This is a genomic window from Nocardioides humi, assembly GCF_006494775.1.
GTDB classification, from domain to species: Bacteria; Actinomycetota; Actinomycetes; order Propionibacteriales; family Nocardioidaceae; genus Nocardioides; species Nocardioides humi.
Map to the genome: position 1 here is coordinate 3,718,645 of NZ_CP041146.1, position 22,340 is coordinate 3,740,984.

The window sequence follows — 22,340 nt, forward strand, 5'->3', positions numbered from 1 at the left end:
ACGGTCGACCGGAAGCGCGCTTCGTCATCTGGCCTGTCGCGGTTCGCTTCGTGGCCTGTCGCGGGTCGGCCAGGTTGCTAACTTCCGCGGATCCTCGTCCCCTCGCCGCCCTCACCGAGTCGGCGGCGCCCGTCCCGGAGGTTCTCCGATGGTGCAACCCGTCACCACATCGTCAACCGTCGTCGACCGGATGTCGCGCGCGCAGGTCGTCGCCGTCGGCATCTGCCTGCTCATCGCCGTGCTCGATGGACTCGATGCGCAGCTCATCGCCTATGCGGCGCCGTCGATCGTCAAGGAGTTCGGTTTCGGGCCGGCCTCCTTCGGGGTCGTGTTCTCCTCCAGTCTGCTCGGGATGGCGCTCGGCAGCGTCGTCTTCGGCATGCTGGCCGACCGCATCGGTCGCAAGCCGGTCATGGTCGTCGCGACGTCGACCTTCGCCTTCGCCACACTGCTCATCCCGGCGTACGCCGACAGCATCTCCTCGTTCATGGTGATCCGATTCCTCGCCGGAATCGGGCTTGGGGGCGTGACGCCGAGCTTGATCGCGATGATCGCCGAGAACACGCCGCTCCGCTCGCGCTCGATGTCGGTCACGGCCGCCGTGGGTTGTCTCTCCCTGGGCGCCTTCTTCGGCGGCATCGTCGCGCGCTGGATGATCCCCGCCCATGGCTGGCGCTCGATCTTCGTCGTCGGTGGGGTCGTTCCACTGGTCCTCGTCGTGGTGATGATGGTCGGGCTCCGGCGTCTGGAGACCTCGGTGCCGAAGGAAGGCGCCACCGCAGGATCGTCGTCGCCCGCTGAGCTCTTCCGATCCGGTCGCGGTGGCAGCACGCTGGTCCTGTGGACGGTCTTCTTCGCGAACCTGCTCGTCATGTACGCGCTGCTCAACTGGCTGCCCACGTTGTTCGTGAAGGCGGGGCACTCCGAGGGGACCGCGACCATCGGCGGCTCCCTGTTCGCGCTCGGCGGTTTCGCCGGGGGCGTCGTCATCGGCCTTCTCATGGACCGACTCGGTCGGCCCCACGCCATCCTGGTCCTCGCCTACGTGCTCGGGTTGATCGGCATCGCGACCGTCGCCACCGCGGACCGGACGGCGCTGCTCATGCTCGGGATCGTCCTGGCGGGCGTCGGCGTGGTCGGGGGCCAGACGGGAATCAGCGCGCTGGCTGTCGCGCTCTACCCGCCGCGGGTCCGCGGTGCGGGCGTCGGCTGGGCGTACGCGATCGGCCGGGTCGGGTCGATCGTGGGGCCGACCCTCAGCGGGCTCCTCGTCGCCTCAGGGCTCGAGGTGAACGCGATCATCGGCACCGCCGCCATTCCGGCAGCGGTGGCAGGGCTGGGCGTCGTGGTGCTTGCTGCGCTCGGCGTGCGGCGGATCCGCGGTGCAGCGCCGGTCTCGTCATCGGTCTGAGACCGGAGCGCCTCGGGCGGGCGGGCCCGGGGTGACGCCGCGCTCGCCCTGAGGGTCAGAGGTGCTCGACGACACCCGCAGGTGCGTCCGGCAGGTCGAGCTCGAACTCCATCAAGCGATGGAACCGGGCCAGGGCGTTCCACAGGCCGATGCCCATGGCGAGCTCGACCAGCTCGGCAGGGTCGAACAGCTGCTGCGCCCGGGTGCGCAGGTCCGCCGTGATGCCACTCGCACTGATCTCCCACGGGACGACAGGGGGCGCGATCGTCATCTCCTCGGCCAGCATGAGGGCGACCTGCTCACGCTCGTCGAACCGGTCGAACGAGCCTCGCGCGACAGCGACCAGCTCGTCCTCCCGCACCCCCGCCTTGACCGCGGAGGTGCAGCGGTGGCTCGCGGTGTAGCGGCAGTGGTTGAGGACGGCGACGCGAACGGCCGTCAGCTCCTTGATGCGCTGGTCGAGGCGTCCGGGGCCCGCGACGCGACGTACGAAGGGCAGGTACGCCGAGAGCAGGCCGGGGCTGTTCCCGATCGCGGACCAGGTGTGGAGGATCTGCCCGTAGGCGCTCACGCCCGCGTCCAGCACCGGGCGGTCGGCCGCGGCGAAGTCGTCGTCCGCGGTGAGGGGGACCATGGCCATGGATGTGCTCCTCTCCCCGGCGACGCCGGGGCCATCGGGGGGTGTTCAGCTATACTAAACACCCGGAGGGCCCGATGCCGCGAAGTCCGCGCCCGGTGGCCGGCCGTGACCGAAGGGAGCCGCGCGTGTCGTCAGACGCCAGTGTCGACGCGGCGATGCGCGTCGTGACCGCCCTGGCGCTGGGGGGCGCGGCGGACGCCGACGCGGAGCTCTTCGCGCGCACGATCACCCAGGGAGCCGACGAGCTGCCGCGAGGCTTCGAGGAGCTCTGCGCCGGCCTGCTCGAGGTCGTCATGGCGCTGCTGGTGATCGCCGAGACCGCCACCGGTCTGCACCGTGCCCGACTGGTTCGGGCGGCCGCGACGATGGTGGCGTCCGCGCGGTCCGACTGAGAGATTCCGCCAGCAGGTGCCGCCTGCTGCGCGCCGCGACGCACGCACACTGGCGGCGTTGCGGCCTCTCGGAAGGCGATCCAGCCTGCCTTCGCGTCCAGGTCTGAACGAAGTGGCCTTTGCCATCGCACGCGCCTCGCGACGCTCGCGACGCCGCCACCTACTGGCGGAATCTCTGTACGCGAGCTCCGGGGACCGCCGGGGCCTGGTGGACCCTCGCCCCGAGGGCTGTCCGGGCCTCCCTGTACCTTCTGGAGAAGGTTCACTCGACCCCCATGGAGGGCCCATGTCCGCGCCAGCCAGTCCCGAGTCGCTCGGCAACGCCGACGACGACCGGATCACCCCGGAGATCCTCAAGGTCGCCGGCGTCGTCGTCCTCGGGTCGATCATGGCGATCCTCGACACGACGGTCGTGAACGTCGCGCTGCCGACCTTCATCACCGAGTTCGAGGTCGACGCGTACTCCACGGTCGCGTGGACGATCACCGGCTACACGCTGGCGCTCGCGGCGGTCATCCCGGCCACGGGCTGGGCGGCCGACCGGTTCGGCACGAAGCGGCTCTATATCGCGGCGCTGACGCTGTTCACGCTCGGCTCGGTGCTGTGCGCGACGGCGTGGAGCATCGAGTCGCTCATCCTGTTCCGGGTGCTGCAGGGCCTCGGCGGCGGCATGCTGATGCCGCTCGGCATGACGATCATGACCAAGGCGGCGGGGCCGCACCGGATCGGGCGGCTGATGGCGATCCTCGGCATCCCGATGCTGCTGGGACCGATCCTGGGGCCGATCGTCGGCGGCTGGCTGATCGACGCCGCCTCGTGGCACTGGATCTTCCTGATCAACCTGCCGCTGGGCATCGCGGCGATCGTCTACGCCCTGTGGGCGCTGCCGGGCGACGCCCCCGAGCCGAGCGAGTCCTTCGACGTCATCGGCATGCTGCTGATGTCACCCGGTCTCGCGCTCTTCCTGTACGGCGTCTCGAGCATCCCCGATGAGGGGACCGTGGCGGCGACGAAGGTGCTCGTGCCCGGCCTCATCGGACTGGCGCTGGTCATCGGGTTCGTGTTCTGGGCGTTCCGGCCCGAGCACCCACTGCTCGACCTGCGGCTGTTCCAGGACCGCAACCTCACCGTCGCGACCATCGTCATGTTCCTGTTCGCTGCCTCGTTCTTCGGCGCGCTGCTGCTGGTGCCGACGTACTTCCAGCAGGTCCGCGGCGAGAGCGTGCTCAAGGCCGGTCTCCTGGTGGCGCCGCAGGGCATCGGGGCCATGCTGACGATGCCGTTGGCGGGCACCCTCGCCGACAAGGTGCCGGTCGGCCGGATCGTGCCGTTCGGGTTCATCGGGATCATCGTCGGCGTGGGCGGCCTGGCGTTCAGCACCTCGGTGGACACGCCGTACTGGCAGATCATCGTGTTCCTGTTCATCATGGGCCTCGGCATGGGCGGCACGATGATGCCGGTCTTCACCTCCGCCCTGAAGACGCTGCGGACCCACCAGGTCGCCCGCGGCTCCACGCTGATCAACGTGCTCCAGCAGGTCGCGAGCTCGGTGGGCGTCGCGGTGATGTCGGTCGTGCTCACCAACCAGCAGAAGGCGTCGGCCGACCTCGCCGGCTCCTTCCGGGCGCCGTACCTCCTCGCCGCGATCGCGCTGGTCCTCACCCTGATCCCCGTCGCGTTCCTGCCGCGCAGGCGCGAGGAGTCCCACCTGCTCGACGACGAGGAGTCGGGCGGGACGCCGGTCGTCCTGCACTGACTCACTGGGCCGAGCGTGTCGGATATCGACCTCGCCGCCCGGCCGCTCGCTGCGCTCGGGCCACGGGCTTCGGTCGATGCGGCCGCGCCGCCGTCCGCCACGCTGCCGGCCACGGAGCTCACGGGGCCGAGCGTGTCGGATATCGACCTCGCCGCCCGGCCGCTCGCTGCGCTCGGGCCACGGGCTTCGGTCGATGCGGCCGCGCCGCCGTCCGCCACGCTGCCGGCCACGGAGCTCACGGGGCCGAGCGTGTCGGATATCGACCTCGCCGCCCGGCCGCTCGCTGCGCTCGGACCACGGGCTTCGGTCGATGCGGCCGCGCCGCCGTCCGCCACGCTGCCGGCCACGGAGCTCACGGGGCCGAGCGTGTCGGATATCGACCTCGCCGCCCGGCCGCTCGCTGCGCTCGGACCACGGGCTTCGGTCGATGCGGCCGCGCCGCCGTCCGCCACGCTGCCGGCTGCACCGAGCCCGCTTCGGACTACCCGTCGAGGTAGGACCGCAGCGCGGCCATGGCAGCGTCGATGAGCTCGAGGAGCTCGCCGGCGCCGGCGTCGGGCCGGCCCAGCCAGGCGTCGTACGCCGAGAGCGAGATGGCCAGCGACACGTGGCCGGCCACCTGGGGGACCAGGTCGTCGGGCCGGGCGCCGGTGCGCGCGGCGACGTGTTCGGCGATGACCTGGCGCCACTCGGCGTACCTCAGCACGGAGTGGGCCTCGAGCTCGGGCGTGGTGAGGATCAGCCGCATCCGCTCGCGGTGGGGCGGGTGGGCGTCGGCGGGGAAGCGGTTGAACTCGACGACGGCGCGGTGGACCGCCTCGTGCACGGGCAGGTCGGCCGGCTGCTCGTCGAGCAGCGCCCGGAAGTGGTCGAGGGTGCGGTCGAACTGTCCCCAGGGGATGTCGTTCTTCGACTGGTAGTAGCGGAACAGGGTCCGCCGTCCGACGCCGGTCTCGCGGGCGATGTCGTCGAGCGTCGTGGCCGCGAACCCGCGCTCGCTGAACAGCCGGAAGGCTGCCTGCTCGATGGCGGCGTGGCTGGTGGCGACGGGGCGGCCACGCGCCGACGTCCGCGTGGGTTCGGCCATGGCGTCGCAAGTTAGCACGCGCCACCCCTTCCTTTTTGGCCATGAGTGCCATTAGTGTGTGCCGGACCACACACACCCAGGAGGATCGCCATGAACCCCGAGCTCGAGAACGACACGGACGCCCCGGTCGAGTTGGTCGCCGAGGACCTCATCGAGGAGGTCTCGATCGACGGCATGTGCGGCGTCTACTGAGGCTGCACAGGACTCTGCGGTGGATGAGCTGATGGATGAACTGCTGGGGGAGCCGTGGACGCTCTCGCCGTCGGTGGCGCTGCGCCCGGAGCCGTTCGGGGCGCTGGCCTACCACTTCGGCAACCGGAAGCTGACCTTCCTCAAGCGGCCCGAGCTGGTCGCCGTCGTCCGGGCGCTGGCCTCGGCCCCTGACGTACGGACCGCGCTCGAGGACGCGGGCGTCCCGGCCTCCCAGCACGCCGCCTACGCGGCGGCCCTGCGCGGGCTGGCCGCGACCGCCATGATCCGTCCCCGGAAGGACGTGGCCGCATGACCGCCTTGATCGATCGGGCGCCCGAACGACCCGTCCAGCGCCCGGAGGCCGGGAGCCTGGTGCAGCAGTTCGAGTACGGCCTGGACGCGCCGATCTGCCTGACCTGGGAGCTGACCTACGCCTGCAACCTCGAGTGCGCGCACTGCCTGTCGTCCTCGGGACGCCGGGACCCGCGCGAGCTGTCGACCGAGCAGTGCAAGGCGGTCATCGACGAGCTGCAGCGGATGCAGGTGTTCTACGTCAACATCGGCGGCGGTGAGCCGACCATCCGCCCGGACTTCTGGGAGCTGCTGGAGTACGCCGTCGACCACCAGGTCGGCGTGAAGTTCTCCACCAACGGGGTGCGGATCACCCCCGAGCGAGCCCGCTTCCTGGCCTCCACCGACTACGTCGACGTCCAGATCTCCCTCGACGGCGCGACCGCCGAGGTCAACGACTACGTGCGCGGCCCGGGCTCGTACGACACCGCCCTGCGCGCCCTGCGGAACCTCCAGGACGCCGGGTTCGCCGACGCGAAGATCTCGGTGGTCTGCACCCGCGAGAACATCGGCCAGCTCGACGAGTTCAAGGCGCTCGCCGACCGGTACGGCGCCACACTGCGCCTGACCCGGCTGCGCCCCAGCGGACGCGGCGCCGATGTGTGGGACGAGCTGCACCCGCTCCCGGAGCAGCAGCGCGAGCTCTACGACTGGCTGATGGCCCACGGCGAGGACGTGCTCACGGGCGACTCGTTCTTCCATCTCGCCGCGTTCGGCGAGTCGTTGCCCGGCCTCAACCTGTGCGGCGCCGGCCGCGTGGTCTGCCTGATCGACCCGGTCGGCGACGTCTACGCGTGCCCGTTCGCGATCCACGACAACTTCCTCGCCGGCAACCTGCTGGCCGACGGCGGCTTCCAGCGGGTCTGGCAGGACTCGGCGCTCTTCCAGGAGCTGCGCTCGCCGCAGACCGGTGGTGCGTGCGCGAAGTGCCAGTTCTTCGACTCCTGCCGGGGTGGGTGCATGGCCGCGAAGTTCTTCACCGGCCTGCCCCTCGACGGCCCGGATCCCGAGTGCGTGCAGGGGTACGGCGAGTCCGCCCTGGCCGGTGACCGGGTCGTTCCCGCCGCGAGCCAGGACCACTCCAAGACCGCGCCCACCCGCAACCAGCCGGTCATGCTGCAGCTCCTCACCCATCGACCGTCCGGGCCGCCGGTGTCGGCCTGTGCCGAGAGCCCGCTCGCCGGCTTCGACCCCGACCAGACCTGAACGGACCCGTGATGAAGCTCGAGAACCCCTGGAAGCAGAACCCCTGGTTCGAGTCCGTCGCGGTCGCCCAGGAGCGGGCGCGCAAGAGGCTCCCGCAGCCCGTGTACGGCGCGCTGGTGGCGGGCTCCGAGCGCGGCCAGTCGGTCGCGGACAACCAGGCCGCGTTCGCCGAGCTCGGCCTCGCGCCGCACGTCGTCGGCCAGCTCCCCGAGCGGTCCCAGGCCACGACGGTGTTCGGCCAGCAGATCGGGAGCCCGGTGATCATCAGCCCGACCGGCGTCCAGGCGGTGCACCCCGACGGCGAGGTCGCCGTCGCCCGCGCCGCGGCCGCGCGGGGCACGATCATGGGGCTGTCGAACTTCGCCTCCAAGAGCGTCGAGGAGGTCACCGCCACCGGGGCGACGACCTTCTTCCAGATGTACTGGACCGGCGATCGCGACACGATGATCCAGCGGATGACGCGGGCCCACGACGCCGGCGCGAAGGGACTGATCGCCACCCTGGACTGGTCGTTCTCGATGGGCCGGGACTGGGGCAGCCCCGAGATCCCGGAGAAGGTCGACCTCAAGGCGATGGTCCGGCTCGCGCCCAAGGTGGCGACCAAGGGCCGCTGGCTGTGGCAGTTCGGCAAGGAGTTCCGCGCGACCGGCAGGCTCCCGGACCTGACCGCCCCGAACCTCGCGCCGCCGGGCGAGAACGGGCAGATGGGGGAGGCGCCGACCTTCTTCGGCGCCTACTACGAGTGGATGACCACGCCACCGCCGTCGTGGGAGGACGTGGCGTGGATGCGCCGGACGTGGGCGCAGATCTCCGGGACGCCGTTCGTGCTCAAGGGCGTGTGCCGTGTCGACGACGCACTGCGGGCGGTGGACGCCGGGGTCGCGGGGATCTCGGTGTCCAACCACGGCGGCAACAACCTCGACGGTACGCCGGCCGCGATCCGGATGGTCCGCCCGATCGCCGACGCGGTGGGCGAGCAGATCGACGTGGTCATGGACGGCGGCGTGCGCCGCGGCTCGGACGTCGTCAAGGCGCTCGCGCTCGGTGCGAAGGCGGTGCTGATCGGCCGCGCGTACCTCTGGGGTCTCGCGGCCAACGGCCAGGCCGGCGTGGAGAACGTCCTCGACGTCCTCTCCGGCGGCATCGACTCCGCCCTGCGCGGGCTCGCGCTCTCCTCGACCGCCGAGCTGCGGCCCGAGCACCTGCTGATCCCCGACGGCTTCGACCGCGCCCTCGGCGTACCCGAGACGGCTGTCCTGCGGGGCTGACCGCGATGACTGCCGACCTCGCCGCGGCCACCTCGCCGAGCCTGCCGGCCGGGCCGACGGTGCTGGTGCCGGTCGGCTCGATCGAGCAGCACGGGCCGCACCTGCCGCTCGACACCGACACGGTGATCGCGACGGAGGTGGCGACCCGCGCGGCCGAGACCCTGGTCGCGGAGGGAGCCTCGGTGCTCGTCGCACCCGCGCTCTCCTACGGGTCGAGCGGCGAGCACCAGGACTTCCCCGGCACCAGCTCGATCGGCACGAGCGTGCTCCACGACGTCGTCGTCGAGCTCACCCGGTCGATGCGGACCTGGGCGTCCCGGGTCGTGCTCGTCAACGCCCACGGCGGCAATGTCGCGGCCCTGCGCGGCGCCGTGCGCCAGCTGGTCGACGAGGGGCACGACGTGGCCTGGGTCGCCTGCGCGACCGAGGAGGTGGACCTGCATGCCGGCCGGACCGAGACTTCTCTCATGCTGCACCTGCGACCCGCCGCCGTCCGGCTCGACCGCGCGGAGCCCGGCAACACCGGCAGTCTCGGGGAGCTGCTGCCGCTGATGATGGCCGGCGGGGTCAAGGCGGTCTCGCCCAACGGCGTCCTCGGCGATCCCGCCGGGGCCAGCGCCGAGGAGGGCGCGGCCGTGCTCGCCGCGATGGTGGGCGACGTCGTCGCGGCCCTGGGCGGTGGAGGCGGTACGCCGTGAGCCGGGTCGTGCTCGTCACCGGCGCCGCCCGCGGGATCGGCGCCGCGACGGTCCGCGCCCTCGTCGCGCGCGGCGAGAAGGTGGTGGCGGTCGACGAGCTCGAGATCGCCGACAGCGTCGCCGATGGGGTCGCCGATGGCGAGGACGTCCTCGTGCACCGGGCCGACGTACGGGACCGCCGTGCGTTGGCGGCAGCCGTCGACACGGCCCTCGACCGCTGGGGCCGGCTCGACGCGGCCGTCGCGGCCGCCGCGGTCATCGCCGGCGGCCGCCCGCTGTGGGAGACCCCCGAGGCCGACCTCGACCTGCTCTGGGACGTCGACGTCAAAGGGGTCTGGAACACCGCCGCCGCCTGCGTGCCGGCGATGCTCGCCGGCCCCGACCCGGCAGGATGCCGGTTCGTGGCGGTCGGCTCGGCCGCCGCCCACCACGGTCTGTACCACCTAGCGGCCTACAACGCCGCCAAGCACGCGGTCGTCGGCATCGTGAAGGGCCTCGCCGCCGACCTGGTCGGCACCGGCGTCACCGCCTGCGCGGTCTCGCCCGGCTCCACCCGGACGCCGATGCTCGACGCCACCGCGCAGCTGTACGACCTGGCCGACGTCGAGGGATTCGCCGACCACCAGCTCCTGCGGCGGATCCTCGAGCCCGAGGACATCGCCGCCACCCTCGCGTTCTGCTGCAGCCGCGAGGCCGCCGCCCTCAACGGCTCCGTCGTCCAGGCCGACGGCGGCTTCTCGGCATGACCGTCGCCGACGTCGTGGCGCGGTCCCTGCCCGACGGCTTCGTGGTCCGGCTCCGCGACGACCTGCTCACCGCCGACCGGGGCCGGGTGCTCGTCGGCGGCTCGCCGGTGCGGGTGGTCCGGCTGAGCCCGCAGGCGCGGCGGCTGCTCGCCGGCGGCCGGCTGGAGGTCGACGGGCCCGCCACCGCCGCCCTCGCCGCGCGCCTGCTGGACGGCAACCTCGCCGAGCCCGTGCTCGACCGGATCGACGCGCCGCCGGCCGACCTCACCGTCGTCGTACCCGTTCGCGACCGGCCCGACCAGCTCGACCGCTGCCTCGCCGCCCTGGCCCCGCTGCCGGTGATCGTCGTCGACGACGCCTCCCACGACCCGGCCGCCGTCGCCGAGGTGGCCCGCCGCCACGGCGCCGCCCTGCTCCCGCTGGCCCGCAACCGCGGACCCGCCGGCGCCCGCAACGCCGGACTCGCGCGGGTGCGCACGCCCCTGGTCGCCTTCGTCGACTCCGATGTGGAGGCCGACTCCGGCGCACTGCTCGACCTGGCCCGCCACTGCGCCGACCCCCGCGTCGCCCTCGCCGGCCCCCGTGTCGTGGGATTCGCGCGCAGCGAGCGGCCACGCTGGTTCGAGCGGTACGACGCCGTCGCCTCCTCGCTCGACCTCGGCCGGGTCGGCGGCCAGGTCCGCCCCGGCGCCGCGATCGGCTGGCTGCCCTCTGCCTGTCTCGTCGGCCGCACGGCCCTGCTGAACGGTGACATCGGTGACATCGGAGGGTTCGAGGACGACTGGCGCGTCGCCGAGGACGTCGACCTGGTCTGGCGGCTCGTCGATGCCGGCCACGTCGTGCGCTACGACCCGTCGGTCGAGGTGCGCCACGACGTCCGGCCGACCCTGCGCGGCTGGCTCGGCCGCAAGCTCGTCTACGGCACGGGTGGCGCCGACCTCGCCGCCCGTCACGGTGACAAGGTCGCCCCCGCCGTCCTCTCCCTCCCCATGGCCCTCGGCGCCGCGGCCGTCCTCCAGCGCCGCTGGTGGTCCGCCCCCGTCGCCGCCGCCGTGACGGCCTCCGCCGCCCGCGCCCTCCGCCGCCACCTCCCCGCCGAGGACGACACCGCCGACACCACCCGGGTCGCGGTCCGGCTCGCCGGCCGCGGCCTGTGGTGGGCCGTGCGTCAGGAGAGCGCTCTGCTGCTCCGCCACTGGTGGCCGGCCGCCGCCCTGGCCGCCCCTTCAGCCGGCCCGTCCGCCGGGCGCTGCTCACCGCCGTCCTCGTCGACCTCGCCTGCTTCCTCCACGAGCGCCCGGGCGTCGACCCCGGCACCGCACTCCTCGCCCGCCGGCTCGACGACCTCGCCTACGGCGCCGGCCTGTGGTGGGGCGCGCTCACGCGGCGCGACCCGCGTTGTCTCAGAGCTCGCCGCGTGCGTTGAGGCGTCGAACCAGCCGGACATCGATGGACTCAGGCTGCGCTTGGATTCACCGTTTCGCTCGCTATGCGACGAATCGGTGGTTGCAGGGCTGAGACCGCCTTCTCGGGCGGTCCGATGCGCTCAAGGCGCGATCGCCGCCGGCGCCGCGAGCTCCTCTTGCAGGGTCCGGCGCAGCCTCAGGAATCGGCCCGGCTGGTGGAATGCCGCGACCGCGACCGTCCGACCCGCACGGCGGTAGGTGAACAGCGTGCCGCGGCCTGTCTGTGGGTCACCGGGCTCGGTCACGTCGACGCTGTCGGCGAGGTCGGGGCGGCCGGCCAGCTGGAAGTTGACGTCGTACTGGGTGCTCCAGAAGTACGGCACGTCGCACGGCGCGTTCGGCTCGTGGCCGAGGAGCCCGGCGGCGACGACGGCGGCCTGCTCGGCGGCACTCGTCCAATGCTCATGGCGCGCGAGGTCGCCGAACGGCCGCTGACGCCACCGCGCGACGTCGCCCACCGCCCACACCCGGGGCGCGGCCCGGCCGCCCTCGTCGCAGGCGATGCCGTCGGTCGTGTCCAGGCCGAGGCCGGCCGTCCACTCGGTGTTGGGGACCGAGCCGATGCCGACCACGGCGTGCCGGGCGCGCAGCTCACTGCCGTCGTCGCGCCACACGGAGACGCCGTCCGGGTCGGGCGTGATCGCGGAGATCGCCGTCCCGCAGCGCAGTACGACGCCCGCGGCCGCGTGCAGGCGGACGAAGTGATCGCCGACGAGGGGGCCGACGGCTCGCTCGAGGGGGCGGCTGGCGGCCTCGACGACGGTGACCTCGTGGCCGCCGGCGCGGGCGGCGGCAGCCACCTCGAGGCCGATGAACCCGCCGCCCACCACGACGACGGGACAGCCGGGATCGGCGGCGAGGGCCGCGCGCAGGCGCAGGGCGTCGTCGAGGGTGCGGAGTCCGTGGACCCGGTCGTGGGTCGCCATGCCCGGCCAGGACCGGGCCCGGGCGCCGGTCGCGACGACCAGGTGGGAGTAGGGGATGATCGCCCCGTCCTCGAGCCGGATCGCCTCGGCATGGGCGGCCACCGCGCGACGGCCGAGGACCAGGTCGACATCGGCCTCGGCGAGCCGCTCGGGCGTGGTGAGCGCCGTCCGCTCCGGCTCCCAGCTGCCGAGCAGCACCTGCTTGGACAATGGCGGTCGGTCGTAGGGGAGGTGGGTCTCGTCGCCGATGAGCGTGACCCGCCCCTCGTGGCCCTGGCGACGCAGCGCCTCGACCACCCGCAGGCCGGCGAGGGAGGCACCGACGACGACGATGTGCTCCGGCGCGCTCATCGCGACGCGGCGTGCCGACCGGCCAGATAGCCGTAGGCCAGACCCCTCATGTTGGCGACGCCGCTCTGCAGGGCGGCGCCGAGGTCGTCGCGCCCGGCCGAGTTCCCGACGGCGTACAGGCCCTCGATCGGGTCGCCGGCGTACGTCGTCACCTGAGCGTCCTTGTTGACCGAGAGCCCCGCGGAGCCGATGCCGAACTGCACCCGCGACATCCGGGCGGCGTAGAACGGCGGCCGGCTGATGGGGCCGAGGCTCGGGTTGTGGTCGGCGGTGGTCTCGGAGTCGGTGAACAGCTCCATCGACCACGGCTGCTCGCCGCGGCCCCACTCGGAGTCGCGCCCCTCCGCGCACATCGCGTTGTAGCGGGTCACTGTCTCCTCGAGCGCGACCGGGTCGATGCCCGCCGCCTCGGCCACCTCGGCGATGGTGTCGCCGCTGACCGCCAGTTCGAGGGACGGCGCCCGGGCGGCGCCGACCTCGAGGTAGGCGGCGTCGAACACCAGCCAGCACGGCCAGTTCGGCAGGCTGTGGTCGGCGCCGTCGAGGGTCTGCATCGCCGCCGACAGCGCGGGATAGAAGGACTCGTTGGCGAACCGGCGCCCGGAGCGGTTGACGATGATCTCGTGCGGGTTGACGGCCCGGTACGACGAGTGCAGGTCGTGGCCGTCCTCGTCGATGATTCCGGTCGGGAAACCGACCTGCATCACGTTGCGGGAGGCCGGCTGGTAGGAGATGGCGGCCCCCGCGGGCGCGGCCATGACCAGGTGGTCGCCCTCGATCCCGGCCGGCGCGGCGCTGCCGTGCGCGTCCAGGACGCCCTCGAACCGATGCACCAGGTCCGGGTTCCAGTCGTAGCCACCGGTGGCCAGGACGACACCCTTGCGCGCCGCCACGACGACGTCCTCGCCGTCGCGCGAGACGACCACGCCCGTGACCCGGCCGTCCTCGATGACCAGCTCCCGGGCGGGGCTGCGGGTCCAGATCTCGACGCCGGCCCGCTGTGCGGCGTGCAGGAAGTGGGCGGCGAGTCCCTCGCCCATCTGCACGAATCGGCCGCCGACGCTGCCGTCGACGCCGTCCTTGCCGAGGCCGCCGCCGCTGGACCCGATGGGAGAGCGGCGCAGCAGCGGGCCCAGCTCGCCGAGCGTCTCGAGGTCGATCTCCTCGGGCTCGACGTACCGCCCGTCGGCGGCGGCGTGAGGGAAGTGCGGGTAGTAGTAGTCCGGGAGGTCCTTGATGACGCGGGCCGCGAAGCCGTGCTCGGCCTCGAAGTACTCCAGCGCCTCCTTCGCGGCGCGGACCAGGTTGGCGGTGCGCTCGGGGTCGCCCCAGCCGCCCGCGAGCTCCTCGAGATAGGCGATGCCGTCCTCGACGGTGTCGGTGATCCCGAGCTCGGCCTGCTGGCGGGTCCCGGGGATCCACACCTGCCCGCCGGAGTACGCCGTCACGCCGCCCACCAGGGAGGCCTTCTCGACCAGCAGCACGCTCGCGCCGGCGTGCGCCGCCGTGGCGGCCGCGGCACAGCCTCCGACGCCGGACCCGACGCAGACGACGTCGACGGTGAGCTTGTCCATGGGGAACTCCTGACTCGAATCGCGAGACAACGACCCCAGCAATCTAACGTCGGTAGATTTAATCCGCAATGGACCGCGACCAGGAGGTCAGCAGACGATGGGCGAGCAGGCACAGCCGGTGGGCGACACCGAGCTGCAGGAGCGGATGTGGGCGTTCATGCGGGAGGAGGTCTTCCCCGCGGAGCCGGTCTGGGCCGCGCACCTGCGTGAGCACGGCGCGCACAGCTACCCCGACGTGATGGAGGACCTCAAGGCGTCGGCGCGCGAGCGCGGCCTGTGGAACCTCTTCCTGCCGTCGGCCTCGGGGCTCGGCAACGCGGCGTACGCGCCGATCGCGGAGATCACCGGCTGGTCGCCGGTGATCGCACCCGAGGCGATCAACTGCCAGGCTCCCGACACCGGCAACATGGAGACGCTCGCGCTGTTCGCGACCGACGAGCAGCGTAGGCGCTGGCTGGAGCCCCTGCTGGAGGGCCGGATCCGCTCGGCGTTCGCGATGACCGAGCCCGATGTCGCGTCGTCGGACGCCACCAATATCGCGATGACCATGCGTCGCGACGGCGACGAGTACGTCGTCAACGGCCGCAAGTGGTGGATCACCGGCGTCGCCGACGAGCGGTGCGAGATCTTCATCGTGATGGGCAAGACCGATCCGGACGCCGCGCCGCACCGCCAGCAGTCGATGCTGTTGGTGCCCCGGGACACGCCCGGGCTGTCCATCGAGCGGCACCTGCCGATCTTCGGCTACCAGGACCAGCACGGGCACTCCGAGCTGGTCTTCGACGACGTCCGGGTGCCCGCGGCCAACCTGCTCGCGGCGGAGGGCGACGGCTTCACGATCGCCCAGGCGCGTCTCGGCCCCGGCCGGATCCACCACGCCATGCGCGCCATCGGCATGGCGGAGCGAGCGCTGGCGCTGATGGTGCGGCGGGCCCAGCAGCGGGTCGCCTTCGGTGCGCCCCTGGCCGACAACCCGGTCGTGCAGCAGCACATCGCGGACTCCCGGATGGACATCGACCAGGCCCGGCTGCTGGTGCAGCACACCGCGGCCCTCATCGACGAGCGCGGCGCGCAGGGCGCCCGCACCGAGATCTCCCAGATCAAGATCGCCGCGCCCGCCGCGGCGCTGCGCGTGATCGACCGGGCGATCGAGGTTCACGGCGCCGCGGGCGTCAGCGACGACACGCCGCTCGCCTACTTCTACGCCTGGGCGCGGGTGCTGCGAATCGTGGACGGGCCGGACGCCGTCCATCGGCGCACCATCGCACGCGCCGAGCTGCGCGCCGACCGGCCGTACGCGGGGTGAGCCGGACATGAAAGCGAGCACCACCACCTCCGTGGACCTGACCGCCGCCGAGCTGGCCGCGGTCTCCCGCCGGCTCGTGTCCACGGGCATCGACCTCGCCGGGCCGCTGCGTGCCGACCGGATCGCCGGCGGCCGGTCCAACCTCACCTTCCTGCTGACCGACGGCACCACCCGCTGGGTGCTGCGGACGCCACCCCGGGCCGGCCGGACGCCGTCCGCCCACGACGTCGGCCGCGAGTTCCGCGTCTGCCGGGCACTGGAGGACACGGCGGTCCCGGTGCCGCGCCAGGTGATGTCGGTCGAGGACGACGCCGACCTGGGCGGCCCCTATGTCGTGGCGGAGCACGTCGCGGGTGCGAGCGTGCAGAGCCGGGAGGAGCTCGACAGGCTCGGCCCCGATCGGCTGGGGCGCACCGTCGAGGCCCTCGTCTCCGCCCTCGCCGCGCTGCACGCGGTCGACCACGCGGCCGTCGGCCTGAGCGGATTCGGCCGTCCCGACGGGTACGCCGCGCGCCAGCTGCGGCGGTGGAGCGGTCAGTGGGACCTGGTGGCGCCCGCGGATCCGGGTGCCCGCGCGGCCGCCGCAGAGCTCGAGGACCGGCTGTCCGGAGCGCTTCCCGAGCAGCACGCGGCTGCGGTGGTGCATGGCGACTACCGGATCGACAACACCATCCTGCAGATCGAGCCCGGCGACGTGCAGGTCGCCGCGGTGCTCGACTGGGAGCTGTCCACGATCGGCGATCCCGTCGCCGACGTGGCGATGATGTGCGCCTACCGCGACCCCGCGTTCGACCTCATCGTGGGGAGCCGTGCGCCTGGACCAGCCCGCTCCTGCCCGGCCCCGACGGAATCGCCGCTGCCTACGAGGCCGCCGACGGCGCGCCCCTGCGGGACTGGACGGTCCACCGCGCACTCGGCTATTACAAGGTGGCCGTGATCGCGGCCGGGATCGACCACCGCTTCCGGGCGGGCGCCGGCGCGGGCGACGGGCACAGGACGGCGGGCGAGGCGGTCGGGCCGTTCCTCGCCGCGGGACTCTCCCTCGGCCCGCTGAAGGGGTGAGCCGGATGTCGGAGCTGCTGCTCGAGGAGTTCGAGCCCGTCGTCGAGCGCGACCGGGTGGACCGGATCCGCGGCCGGGTGCGGGAATTCGACTGGGCGGCCATGCCGGACCTGACCGGTTGGCAGGGCGGCATCGACCGCGACCTGGTCAGCCGGCTGTGTGCGCATTGGTGCGACCGCTGGGACCCCGACGCCTGGGTCGCACGGCTGCGCCGTCGCCGCCAGGTGGCCGGGCGCGCGGGGGATCTGCCGGTCCACCTGATCCACGAGCGCCGGCGACCCGGGGCCGACGGCCTGCCGATAGTGCTGCTCCATGGCTGGCCCGGCACGGTCTTCGAGTTCGAGCGGGTCCTCGACCCGCTGCTCACCGCCGGTCACGAGGTGATCGTCTTGTCGCTGCCGGGCTACGGGTTCGCCTCGCCCCTGCCGCGGCCGGTGTCGCCACGCGAGGTCGCGCACCTCGTGCACCGGGTCGTCACCGACGGCCTGGGCCATCCGGCGTACGTCGTGCACGGCACCGACTGGGGCTCGCGCGTCGCCGGTTGGCTCGGCATCGACCACGCCGACGCCTGCGCCGGGGTACACCTGTCGATGCTGACGTCGCGGGCCGAGGACGCCCGAGTGGAGACTGCCGAGGAGCAGGCGTGGCGGGAGCGGTTCCGCGCCGGCCTGGACCGGGCCGGCGGCTACCAGGCCATCCAGCGCACCAGGCCGCAGACGCTCGGCTTCGCCCTCGCCGACAGCCCGGTCGGGGCCGCGGCCTGGATCTGGGAGAAGTACGCCGAGTGGGCGGGCCTGGCGCGCCCACCCGGCGCGCGCTGGCCGAGCGTCGACGACGTTCTGGAGACGTTCGGCGCGGACCTGCTGGTCGACATCGCGATGCTCTACCTGACGACCTCGACCCTGGTCACCTCGACCTGGATGTACCTCGCTGCCGGCCGCGATCCCGCGTCCTACCCGGGCTCGGGCCTGCGCGTGCCGGTCGGTGCCGCGGCCTTCCCGGATCCGCTCGCGCTGGTTCCGCCGCGCTCGCTGGTCGAGCGAAGCTTCGCCGTCGTGCAGTGGGACGAGCCGCGCCGGGGTGGGCACTTCCCGGCCCTGGAGGCGCCGGACGAGCTGGTCGGACTCGCTGCTCCGCTTCGCCGCGCGTCCCGAGGTCCGCGACCGCGTCTGACAGCCGCTCAGCGGGTGTGGCTCATCGGGAGCAGCCCGAGCTCGGCGTTGTCGGCGTCGAGCAGCCGCCCGCCGGTGGCCTGGTGGTGGCTGTCGGGAACCCACAGTGCCGCGACGGCGGCCAGGCAGAGCGCGGCGGCGAGAACGACCAGGCCGGCGACGTACCCGGACTCGACGGGGTAACCGCTCGTCCCGTGGCGCGCGGTGACCAGGCCCGCCATGACGGCGGCCCCGAGGGATCCGCCGATGGTGCGGACGTTCGCGTTCATGCCGCTGGCGACGCCGGTCTGGTCGGGAGGGACCGCCTCGACGACCACGCCGGCCAGCGTCGCGAAGACCGTCCCGAGTCCGGCACCGAGCGTCGTCATGAAGACGGTGACCTGCCACGGGTGGTCGTGGAGCGCGGCCAGGGCGACGAAGGAGAGCGCGCCGATCACGCAGCCGGCGGCGGTCGCGGTCCGGGAGCCGAAGGTGCGCACCAGCCAGGAGGTGGCGAAGCCCACGGCGAACATGGCGAAGGTCGAGGGCAGCAGCATCCGGCCGGACTCGGTGAGGGTGGAGCCGAAGCCGTAGCCCGCCTCGGGAGGTGTCTGCACCAGCTGCGGGATGAACCCATAGCCCGCGAACATGCAGAAGCCGAGCATGGTCGCGACCAGGTTGGACGTCCAGACCCCGCGCCGGCGCATCAGGGCGAGGTCGATCATGGGTGTGGCGACCCGGGTCTCGAGCAGCGCCCAGAGTGCCGCGATCACGAGCGCGGCCGCCAGCAGCCCGAGGACCTCGGCGGAGGTCCAGCCCCAGACGTTGCCCTGGCTGAGTGCGAGGAGCAGCAGCACCAGCCACAGCGCGAGGAGCAGGGCCGGTCCGTAGGGCAGTCCGCTGGGAGCACCCCGAGGGGACTCGGGGACGAACAGGGTCGCGGCAGCGGCGAGCGCGGTCACGATCATCGGCAGCCAGAACAGCCAGTGGAAGCCGAGGTGGTCGACGACCGGTCCGGCGGCGACGAGGCCGGCGCCGTAGCCGAGGGAGCCGAGCGCCGCCAGGATGCCGATGGCGCGGCCGACCCGGTGGCCGGCGATCTCGTCGCGCACGATACCGAAGGCGAGGGGCATCACGCCGCCGCCGATGCCCTGCACGACGCGGGCGGCAACGAGGACCGCGAAGCTGGGCGCGAGCGCGGCGAGCAGGGAGCCCAGGGTGAGCGCAGCCAGGGCGAGCAGGAGCACCCGCCGCTTGCCGACGATGTCGCCGACCCGGCCCAGCAGCGGCGTGCACACCGATGCGGAGAGCAGGTAGGCAGTGAGGATCCAGGTGGCGCCGCGCTGGCCGACGTCGTACTGCTGCTGGATCTGGGGCAGCACGGGCACGAAGAGGGACTGGAGCGCGGAGAACGCGAACACCGCGACAGTGAGGACGCTCAGCGTGAGTGCGGGGCTGCCTCGCCGGGTCCGCGATGTCACGCCGGCCTCCTTCCAGGTCGGCAGGCGCCGGCCGCGATCAATCTAGCAGTGTTGGGCAGGGGCAGCCGATCCTGTTCCAAACGGCGTTGCATTTTAGGCCGAGTGCTGCTTGACTGCGCGCGTGTTGACGCCCTACGACGAGTTCCCCGTGCACCAGAGCTCGCGCCCGTTCAGCATGATCCCGTCGACCGACTACGGCTGGGACGACGGCTATTACTTCGGGATGATGAACGCGCGGGACCGGATGTTCCTCGACGTGAACTTCCGGGTGAACCCGAACACCGACATGGTCGGCGGTGCCGCGGTCTTCGTGCGCGGCGACCGGCAGTTCGTGCTGCGCCTGAACCGGGTCTGGCGCGACGACTTCGCCTTGCGCATCGGGCCGCTGTCGCTGGAGGTGCTGGAGCCGCTGCGGTCCTGGCGGCTGCGGCTGGAGGAGAACGACTCCGGGCTGGCCTTCGACGTGTGCTGGCAGGGTGCCTCGCCCCCGATCCTGGAGGCCCACCATCTGGTCCACCAGCGCGGCCGGGTGATGACCGACCAGTCGCGCTACAACCAGGCCGGCCGTGCCTCCGGCGCCATCGACTTCCGGGGGGACCGGGTGGAGCTCACGCCCGACGTGTGGGGCGCGGCGCGGGACCACTCGTGGGGGATCTACGTCCAGCGCCCGCCGTTCGCGCCGGACCCGCGCTGGCTGCCGCCGGCCGCACCCCCGCAGCGGAGGCGGGCGCTGCGCTTCTGGACCATCTTCTCGACCCCCGGCGCCGGGCCGAGCGGGTTCTTCCAGGTCAACGAGCTGTCCGACGGCACCGAGGCCGGGATGCTCGACGTGTTCAGCAGCCCGTTCGAGGGCCGCATCCACCAGGGGTACGACGACCCGGGGGTCCGGCTGTCGACGTACGAGCACGAGATGACCTTCGAGCCCGGGACCCGACTGCTGCGCGAGGCCCGGTTCCGCCTGGTCGACGAGAACGACGAGGTCTGGTCGATCGACTTCGTCCGGGCGATGATGCCGTGGTCGGCCCGGACGCTGGGCTACTCGCCGGGCGGTTGGCGCGACGGCGGCAACTTCCACTCCTTCCACGGCGCGACCGACCTCGCGCTGGAGTGGGACGAACCGGTCGACATCTCGGTACAGCCGATGCCGGCGCTGACCAATGTGGCGCTGGAGCCCGGCGAGGACCGGTTTGCGATGCGCTCCGCGGCCGACCGGCCCGAGACCGGGACCGTGCTCACCTGCCATGTCACCGTGCGCACCCCGCGCGGGGAGACCGTCGACGGCGGCACCTGCCACGTGGACGCCAGCCTGCTCGGCGCCTATCCGCGCTACGGCATCACCGACGACACCCCCTGAGCACGGCGACCGAGGAGGAGACCGGCATGGAACTCGACAGCGACTGGCGCGAGCTCACCGCGCTGTCGGCGCGCTACGCGCGCGGGCTCGACGACAAGGACTACGCGCTCCTGCGGACCTGCTTCACCGCCACCGCCCGGACCAGCTATGGCACCGGCAATGCGGGCGTCGACCGCGGCGACCTCAGCTACGAGACGCCCGAGGCGATGATCGACGCGATGCGCCGGATCCAGGCGCCGCTGCGCACCCTGCACCGGATGTCGAACCACCTCTTCGACATCGACGGCGACCTGGCGACCGGTCGGGTCTACCTGCACCAGTTCCAGCTGCGTGAGGGTGACGGCCCGGCCCGGACCACGGAGTACTTCGCCTGGTACGACGACAGCTACGTCCGCACCGCCGCCGGCTGGCGCTTCCAGGAGCGTCACGCGACCACCCTGTGGGCCACCGGTGGCTGGATCGGCGATCCCGCCGCCGGCTGACCGCTCGGGGGACGCCTCAGCCCCGACTGACGCCGAGCGCGGCCTCGGGACAGCTGGTGACCGCCTCGTCGACGTCGCCGGCGAGCTCGTCGCCGACCTCCTTGCGCAGCACCAGCACCTTGCCGAGGTCGTCGACGTCGAACACGTCGGGCGCGAGCAGCGCGCACCGGCCGTGTCCCTGGCAGCGCTCGACATCCGCCTGCACCTGCATCTCGGTCCTCCTGGTCGGCGGCCGGGTCAGACTCGGTCGAACTCGATGTCGACGGCGTGGAGGCAGTTGCTCTGGCCCGGCGCCCACGCCACCTCGGCGCCAGGGGCCAGGCGCAGCCGCGTGATCCGGGCCAGCAGCTCCTGGAAGGCGATCTCGATCTGCATCCGCGCCATGTTGGAGCCGAGGCACCGGTGCACGCCCATGCCGAACGCCGCGTGCCCGCTGCGAGCCTCGTCGAAGTGCAGCGAGCCCGGGTCCGTGAACTTCTCCGGGTCGCGGTTGGCGGCGTCGAAGCGGGCCTGGACCCGTTCGCCCTTGCGGATCAGGACGCCGTTGAGCTCCACGTCCCGGGTGGCGACGCGCGCCATCGCGCCGACGGGCGAGTCGAGGCGCAGGAACTCGTCCATGTCGCGGCGGACCCAGCGCGGGTCGCGCAGCCGCTGCTCGAGCTCGGGCTGCTGGGTGAGCCGGTAGGTGATGTTGCCGATCGCCGCCCTGGTGGTGTCGAGGCCGCCGAGGACCAGGATGCCGAGGCAGCCGATCTGCTTCTCGGTGGGGATCGGCGCACCGTCGATGCGGGCGTTGACCAGTCGCGCGAGGACGCCGTCGCCGTTGATCCCGCGCCGCTTGGCGCGCTCGAGGTACTCCGAGCAGATGCCGAACAGTCGCGCGAAGACCTCAGGGTTCGCGGCCTCGGCGACCTCGAGGGCGATCTCCTGCGCGACGTCGAGCTCCTCTCGGGTGAGGTCGTTGAAGATGACCTTGATCAGCATCCGGCCGATGTAGGGGCCGGCGTACCTGTTGAGGATCTCGACCTGGCCGTCGTCGAGCCACTCCTCGATGAGCGAACGGGCGGTGTCGTGCATCGCCTGTTCGTACGGCGCCAGCGCGCTGCGCGAGAACAGCGGGTTGAGCAGCTTGCGCACCTCCCCCTGGAAGGGCGGGTCGTCGTCGATCGGGCTCAGCGACGGCACGCCGGTCGCAACCAGCGGGGATTGGGTCGAGGAGAAGGTCTCCCAGTCCTCCATGACCCGGCGTACGTCGTCGTACCGGGTGAGCAGGTAGAACGGCCCGCCGCTGGCCTCGTGGTCGGTGCGGACGACCGGCGCGTGGCTGCGCGCGTGGTCGAACAGCGCCCACTTGTCGGCGGTGTCGGCGGGGTCGAAGTAGTTGAAGTGGCGGAGCCGGTCGTGGGTCGTGGTCACGGGATCACCTCTCGGTTCGCGCTG

23 protein-coding genes and 1 pseudogene are annotated in these 22,340 nt (G+C 72.7%); 17 read left to right on the forward strand and 7 right to left on the reverse strand.

The window, feature by feature from the left end; genetic code table 11:
- Window positions 1-148 precede the first annotated feature (148 nt).
- Complete coding sequence (locus FIV44_RS18125; RefSeq protein WP_141005663.1) at window positions 149-1,411, forward strand: MFS transporter; 1,263 nt, start codon at window positions 149-151, stop codon at window positions 1,409-1,411.
- 55 nt (window positions 1,412-1,466) lie between these two features.
- Here FIV44_RS18125 and FIV44_RS18130 read toward each other — a convergent pair whose 3' ends face one another.
- A complete protein-coding gene (locus FIV44_RS18130; RefSeq protein WP_141005664.1) occupies window positions 1,467-2,051 on the reverse strand; it encodes a carboxymuconolactone decarboxylase family protein in 585 nt (194 codons plus the stop codon).
- Between the two features lie 125 nt (window positions 2,052-2,176).
- Between FIV44_RS18130 and FIV44_RS18135 the strand changes: the two genes are divergently transcribed.
- From FIV44_RS18135 to FIV44_RS18145, 3 genes are all read left to right on the forward strand, one after another.
- Complete coding sequence (locus tag FIV44_RS18135; protein WP_141005665.1) at window positions 2,177-2,443, forward strand: hypothetical protein; 267 nt, start codon at window positions 2,177-2,179, stop codon at window positions 2,441-2,443.
- A gap of 286 nt (window positions 2,444-2,729) precedes the next feature.
- Window positions 2,730-4,199, forward strand: coding sequence for a DHA2 family efflux MFS transporter permease subunit (locus FIV44_RS18140; RefSeq protein ID WP_141005666.1), 1,470 nt, complete (start codon window positions 2,730-2,732; stop codon window positions 4,197-4,199).
- Window positions 4,200-4,214: 15 nt separating this feature from the next.
- The gene (locus FIV44_RS18145) at window positions 4,215-4,727 is read left to right on the forward strand and encodes a hypothetical protein (RefSeq protein WP_141005667.1); all 513 of its coding nucleotides are present in this window, start codon (window positions 4,215-4,217) and stop codon (window positions 4,725-4,727) included.
- Here FIV44_RS18145 and mftR read toward each other — a convergent pair.
- Window positions 4,681-5,286: a mycofactocin system transcriptional regulator gene (gene mftR / locus FIV44_RS18150; protein ID WP_141005668.1), complete on the reverse strand. Its 606-nt coding sequence runs from the start codon at window positions 5,284-5,286 to the stop codon at window positions 4,681-4,683. The genes FIV44_RS18145 and mftR overlap by 47 nt on opposite strands.
- A 90-nt stretch (window positions 5,287-5,376) precedes the next feature.
- On the opposite strand from mftR, the gene mftA reads away from it, so the two are divergent.
- Genes mftA through mftF form a run of 7 tightly spaced genes read left to right on the forward strand, consistent with a single transcriptional unit; the run spans window position 5,377 to window position 11,411 of the window.
- Window positions 5,377-5,478: a mycofactocin precursor MftA gene (mftA, locus tag FIV44_RS18155; protein WP_141005669.1), complete on the forward strand. Its 102-nt coding sequence runs from the start codon at window positions 5,377-5,379 to the stop codon at window positions 5,476-5,478.
- Window positions 5,479-5,509: 31 nt separating this feature from the next.
- Window positions 5,510-5,791: a mycofactocin biosynthesis chaperone MftB gene (gene mftB, locus FIV44_RS18160; protein ID WP_141005670.1), complete on the forward strand. Its 282-nt coding sequence runs from the start codon at window positions 5,510-5,512 to the stop codon at window positions 5,789-5,791.
- Window positions 5,788-7,035 (forward strand): mycofactocin radical SAM maturase, encoded by a 1,248-nt coding sequence (mftC, locus tag FIV44_RS18165; protein WP_141005671.1) that lies wholly within the window; start codon window positions 5,788-5,790, stop codon window positions 7,033-7,035. Before mftB ends, mftC begins: the two co-directional genes overlap by 4 nt.
- An 11-nt stretch (window positions 7,036-7,046) precedes the next feature.
- A complete protein-coding gene (gene mftD / locus FIV44_RS18170) occupies window positions 7,047-8,303 on the forward strand; it encodes a pre-mycofactocin synthase MftD (RefSeq protein WP_141005672.1) in 1,257 nt (418 codons plus the stop codon).
- Between the two features lie 5 nt (window positions 8,304-8,308).
- Window positions 8,309-9,001: a mycofactocin biosynthesis peptidyl-dipeptidase MftE gene (gene mftE, locus FIV44_RS18175; protein WP_141005673.1), complete on the forward strand. Its 693-nt coding sequence runs from the start codon at window positions 8,309-8,311 to the stop codon at window positions 8,999-9,001.
- Entirely contained in the window at window positions 8,998-9,747 is a 750-nt protein-coding gene (locus tag FIV44_RS18180) for a mycofactocin-coupled SDR family oxidoreductase (RefSeq protein WP_141005674.1), read from the forward strand. Before mftE ends, FIV44_RS18180 begins: the two co-directional genes overlap by 4 nt.
- Entirely contained in the window at window positions 9,744-11,411 is a 1,668-nt protein-coding gene (mftF, locus tag FIV44_RS18185; RefSeq protein WP_246086486.1) for a mycofactocin biosynthesis glycosyltransferase MftF, read from the forward strand. Before FIV44_RS18180 ends, mftF begins: the two co-directional genes overlap by 4 nt.
- Here mftF and FIV44_RS18190 read toward each other — a convergent pair.
- Window positions 11,294-12,490 carry an NAD(P)/FAD-dependent oxidoreductase gene (locus tag FIV44_RS18190; RefSeq protein ID WP_141005675.1) on the reverse strand — a complete coding sequence of 399 codons (1,197 nt, stop codon included), beginning with the start codon at window positions 12,488-12,490 and terminating at the stop codon, window positions 11,294-11,296. The two genes, mftF and FIV44_RS18190, sit on opposite strands and share 118 nt — an antisense overlap.
- A complete protein-coding gene (locus tag FIV44_RS18195) occupies window positions 12,487-14,064 on the reverse strand; it encodes an FAD-dependent oxidoreductase (RefSeq protein ID WP_141005676.1) in 1,578 nt (525 codons plus the stop codon). The genes FIV44_RS18190 and FIV44_RS18195 overlap by 4 nt, the downstream gene beginning before the upstream one ends.
- A gap of 97 nt (window positions 14,065-14,161) precedes the next feature.
- Between FIV44_RS18195 and FIV44_RS18200 the strand changes: the two genes are divergently transcribed.
- From FIV44_RS18200 to FIV44_RS32375, 4 genes are read left to right on the forward strand one after another with little or no spacing between them, the layout of a single operon-like run.
- Complete coding sequence (locus tag FIV44_RS18200) at window positions 14,162-15,370, forward strand: acyl-CoA dehydrogenase family protein (protein ID WP_141005677.1); 1,209 nt, start codon at window positions 14,162-14,164, stop codon at window positions 15,368-15,370.
- Between the two features lie 7 nt (window positions 15,371-15,377).
- A complete protein-coding gene (locus FIV44_RS18205; protein WP_219996073.1) occupies window positions 15,378-16,307 on the forward strand; it encodes a phosphotransferase family protein in 930 nt (309 codons plus the stop codon).
- Window positions 16,298-16,432: a hypothetical protein gene (locus FIV44_RS33280; RefSeq protein ID WP_281285742.1), complete on the forward strand. Its 135-nt coding sequence runs from the start codon at window positions 16,298-16,300 to the stop codon at window positions 16,430-16,432. Before FIV44_RS18205 ends, FIV44_RS33280 begins: the two co-directional genes overlap by 10 nt.
- A 5-nt stretch (window positions 16,433-16,437) precedes the next feature.
- Entirely contained in the window at window positions 16,438-17,787 is a 1,350-nt protein-coding gene (locus FIV44_RS32375) for an alpha/beta fold hydrolase (protein WP_141005678.1), read from the forward strand.
- Window positions 17,788-17,843: 56 nt separating this feature from the next.
- On the opposite strand, the pseudogene FIV44_RS18215 reads toward FIV44_RS32375, so the two are convergent.
- Window positions 17,844-19,064, reverse strand: a pseudogene (locus FIV44_RS18215) (MFS transporter); the annotation flags it as partial.
- Between the two features lie 121 nt (window positions 19,065-19,185).
- Here FIV44_RS18215 and FIV44_RS18220 point away from each other — a divergent pair.
- The gene (locus FIV44_RS18220; protein ID WP_141005680.1) at window positions 19,186-20,418 is read left to right on the forward strand and encodes an Rv3169 family protein; all 1,233 of its coding nucleotides are present in this window, start codon (window positions 19,186-19,188) and stop codon (window positions 20,416-20,418) included.
- A gap of 26 nt (window positions 20,419-20,444) precedes the next feature.
- Window positions 20,445-20,900: a nuclear transport factor 2 family protein gene (locus FIV44_RS18225; protein ID WP_141005681.1), complete on the forward strand. Its 456-nt coding sequence runs from the start codon at window positions 20,445-20,447 to the stop codon at window positions 20,898-20,900.
- Window positions 20,901-20,916: 16 nt separating this feature from the next.
- Here the strand turns inward: FIV44_RS18225 and FIV44_RS18230 are convergent, their stop codons facing one another.
- Together FIV44_RS18230 and FIV44_RS18235 are read right to left on the reverse strand one after the other, a co-directional pair.
- Window positions 20,917-21,111 carry a ferredoxin gene (locus FIV44_RS18230; RefSeq protein ID WP_141005682.1) on the reverse strand — a complete coding sequence of 65 codons (195 nt, stop codon included), beginning with the start codon at window positions 21,109-21,111 and terminating at the stop codon, window positions 20,917-20,919.
- A gap of 26 nt (window positions 21,112-21,137) precedes the next feature.
- Entirely contained in the window at window positions 21,138-22,316 is a 1,179-nt protein-coding gene (locus tag FIV44_RS18235) for a cytochrome P450 (protein WP_141005683.1), read from the reverse strand.
- Between the last annotated feature and the right edge of the window lie 24 nt (window positions 22,317-22,340).

Excerpts from the sequence above, each read along its gene's own strand:
- FIV44_RS18140 (WP_141005666.1), top strand. The coding sequence starts at position 2,730 with ATGTCCGCGCCAGCCAGTCCCGAGTCGCTCGGCAACGCCGACGACGAC.
- mftF (WP_246086486.1), top strand. The coding sequence starts at position 9,744 with ATGACCGTCGCCGACGTCGTGGCGCGGTCCCTGCCCGACGGCTTCGTG.
- FIV44_RS18205 (WP_219996073.1), top strand. The coding sequence starts at position 15,378 with ATGAAAGCGAGCACCACCACCTCCGTGGACCTGACCGCCGCCGAGCTG.
- FIV44_RS32375 (WP_141005678.1), top strand. The coding sequence starts at position 16,438 with ATGTCGGAGCTGCTGCTCGAGGAGTTCGAGCCCGTCGTCGAGCGCGAC.
- mftA (WP_141005669.1), top strand. The coding sequence starts at position 5,377 with ATGAACCCCGAGCTCGAGAACGACACGGACGCCCCGGTCGAGTTGGTC.
- mftE (WP_141005673.1), top strand. The coding sequence starts at position 8,309 with ATGACTGCCGACCTCGCCGCGGCCACCTCGCCGAGCCTGCCGGCCGGG.
- mftB (WP_141005670.1), top strand. The coding sequence starts at position 5,510 with ATGGATGAACTGCTGGGGGAGCCGTGGACGCTCTCGCCGTCGGTGGCG.
- mftD (WP_141005672.1), top strand. The coding sequence starts at position 7,047 with ATGAAGCTCGAGAACCCCTGGAAGCAGAACCCCTGGTTCGAGTCCGTC.
- FIV44_RS18125 (WP_141005663.1), top strand. The coding sequence starts at position 149 with ATGGTGCAACCCGTCACCACATCGTCAACCGTCGTCGACCGGATGTCG.
- FIV44_RS18190 (WP_141005675.1), bottom strand. The coding sequence starts at position 12,490 with ATGAGCGCGCCGGAGCACATCGTCGTCGTCGGTGCCTCCCTCGCCGGC.
- FIV44_RS18200 (WP_141005677.1), top strand. The coding sequence starts at position 14,162 with ATGGGCGAGCAGGCACAGCCGGTGGGCGACACCGAGCTGCAGGAGCGG.
- mftC (WP_141005671.1), top strand. The coding sequence starts at position 5,788 with ATGACCGCCTTGATCGATCGGGCGCCCGAACGACCCGTCCAGCGCCCG.
- FIV44_RS18225 (WP_141005681.1), top strand. The coding sequence starts at position 20,445 with ATGGAACTCGACAGCGACTGGCGCGAGCTCACCGCGCTGTCGGCGCGC.
- FIV44_RS18195 (WP_141005676.1), bottom strand. The coding sequence starts at position 14,064 with ATGGACAAGCTCACCGTCGACGTCGTCTGCGTCGGGTCCGGCGTCGGA.
- mftR (WP_141005668.1), bottom strand. The coding sequence starts at position 5,286 with ATGGCCGAACCCACGCGGACGTCGGCGCGTGGCCGCCCCGTCGCCACC.
- FIV44_RS18230 (WP_141005682.1), bottom strand. The coding sequence starts at position 21,111 with ATGCAGGTGCAGGCGGATGTCGAGCGCTGCCAGGGACACGGCCGGTGC.
- FIV44_RS18130 (WP_141005664.1), bottom strand. The coding sequence starts at position 2,051 with ATGGCCATGGTCCCCCTCACCGCGGACGACGACTTCGCCGCGGCCGAC.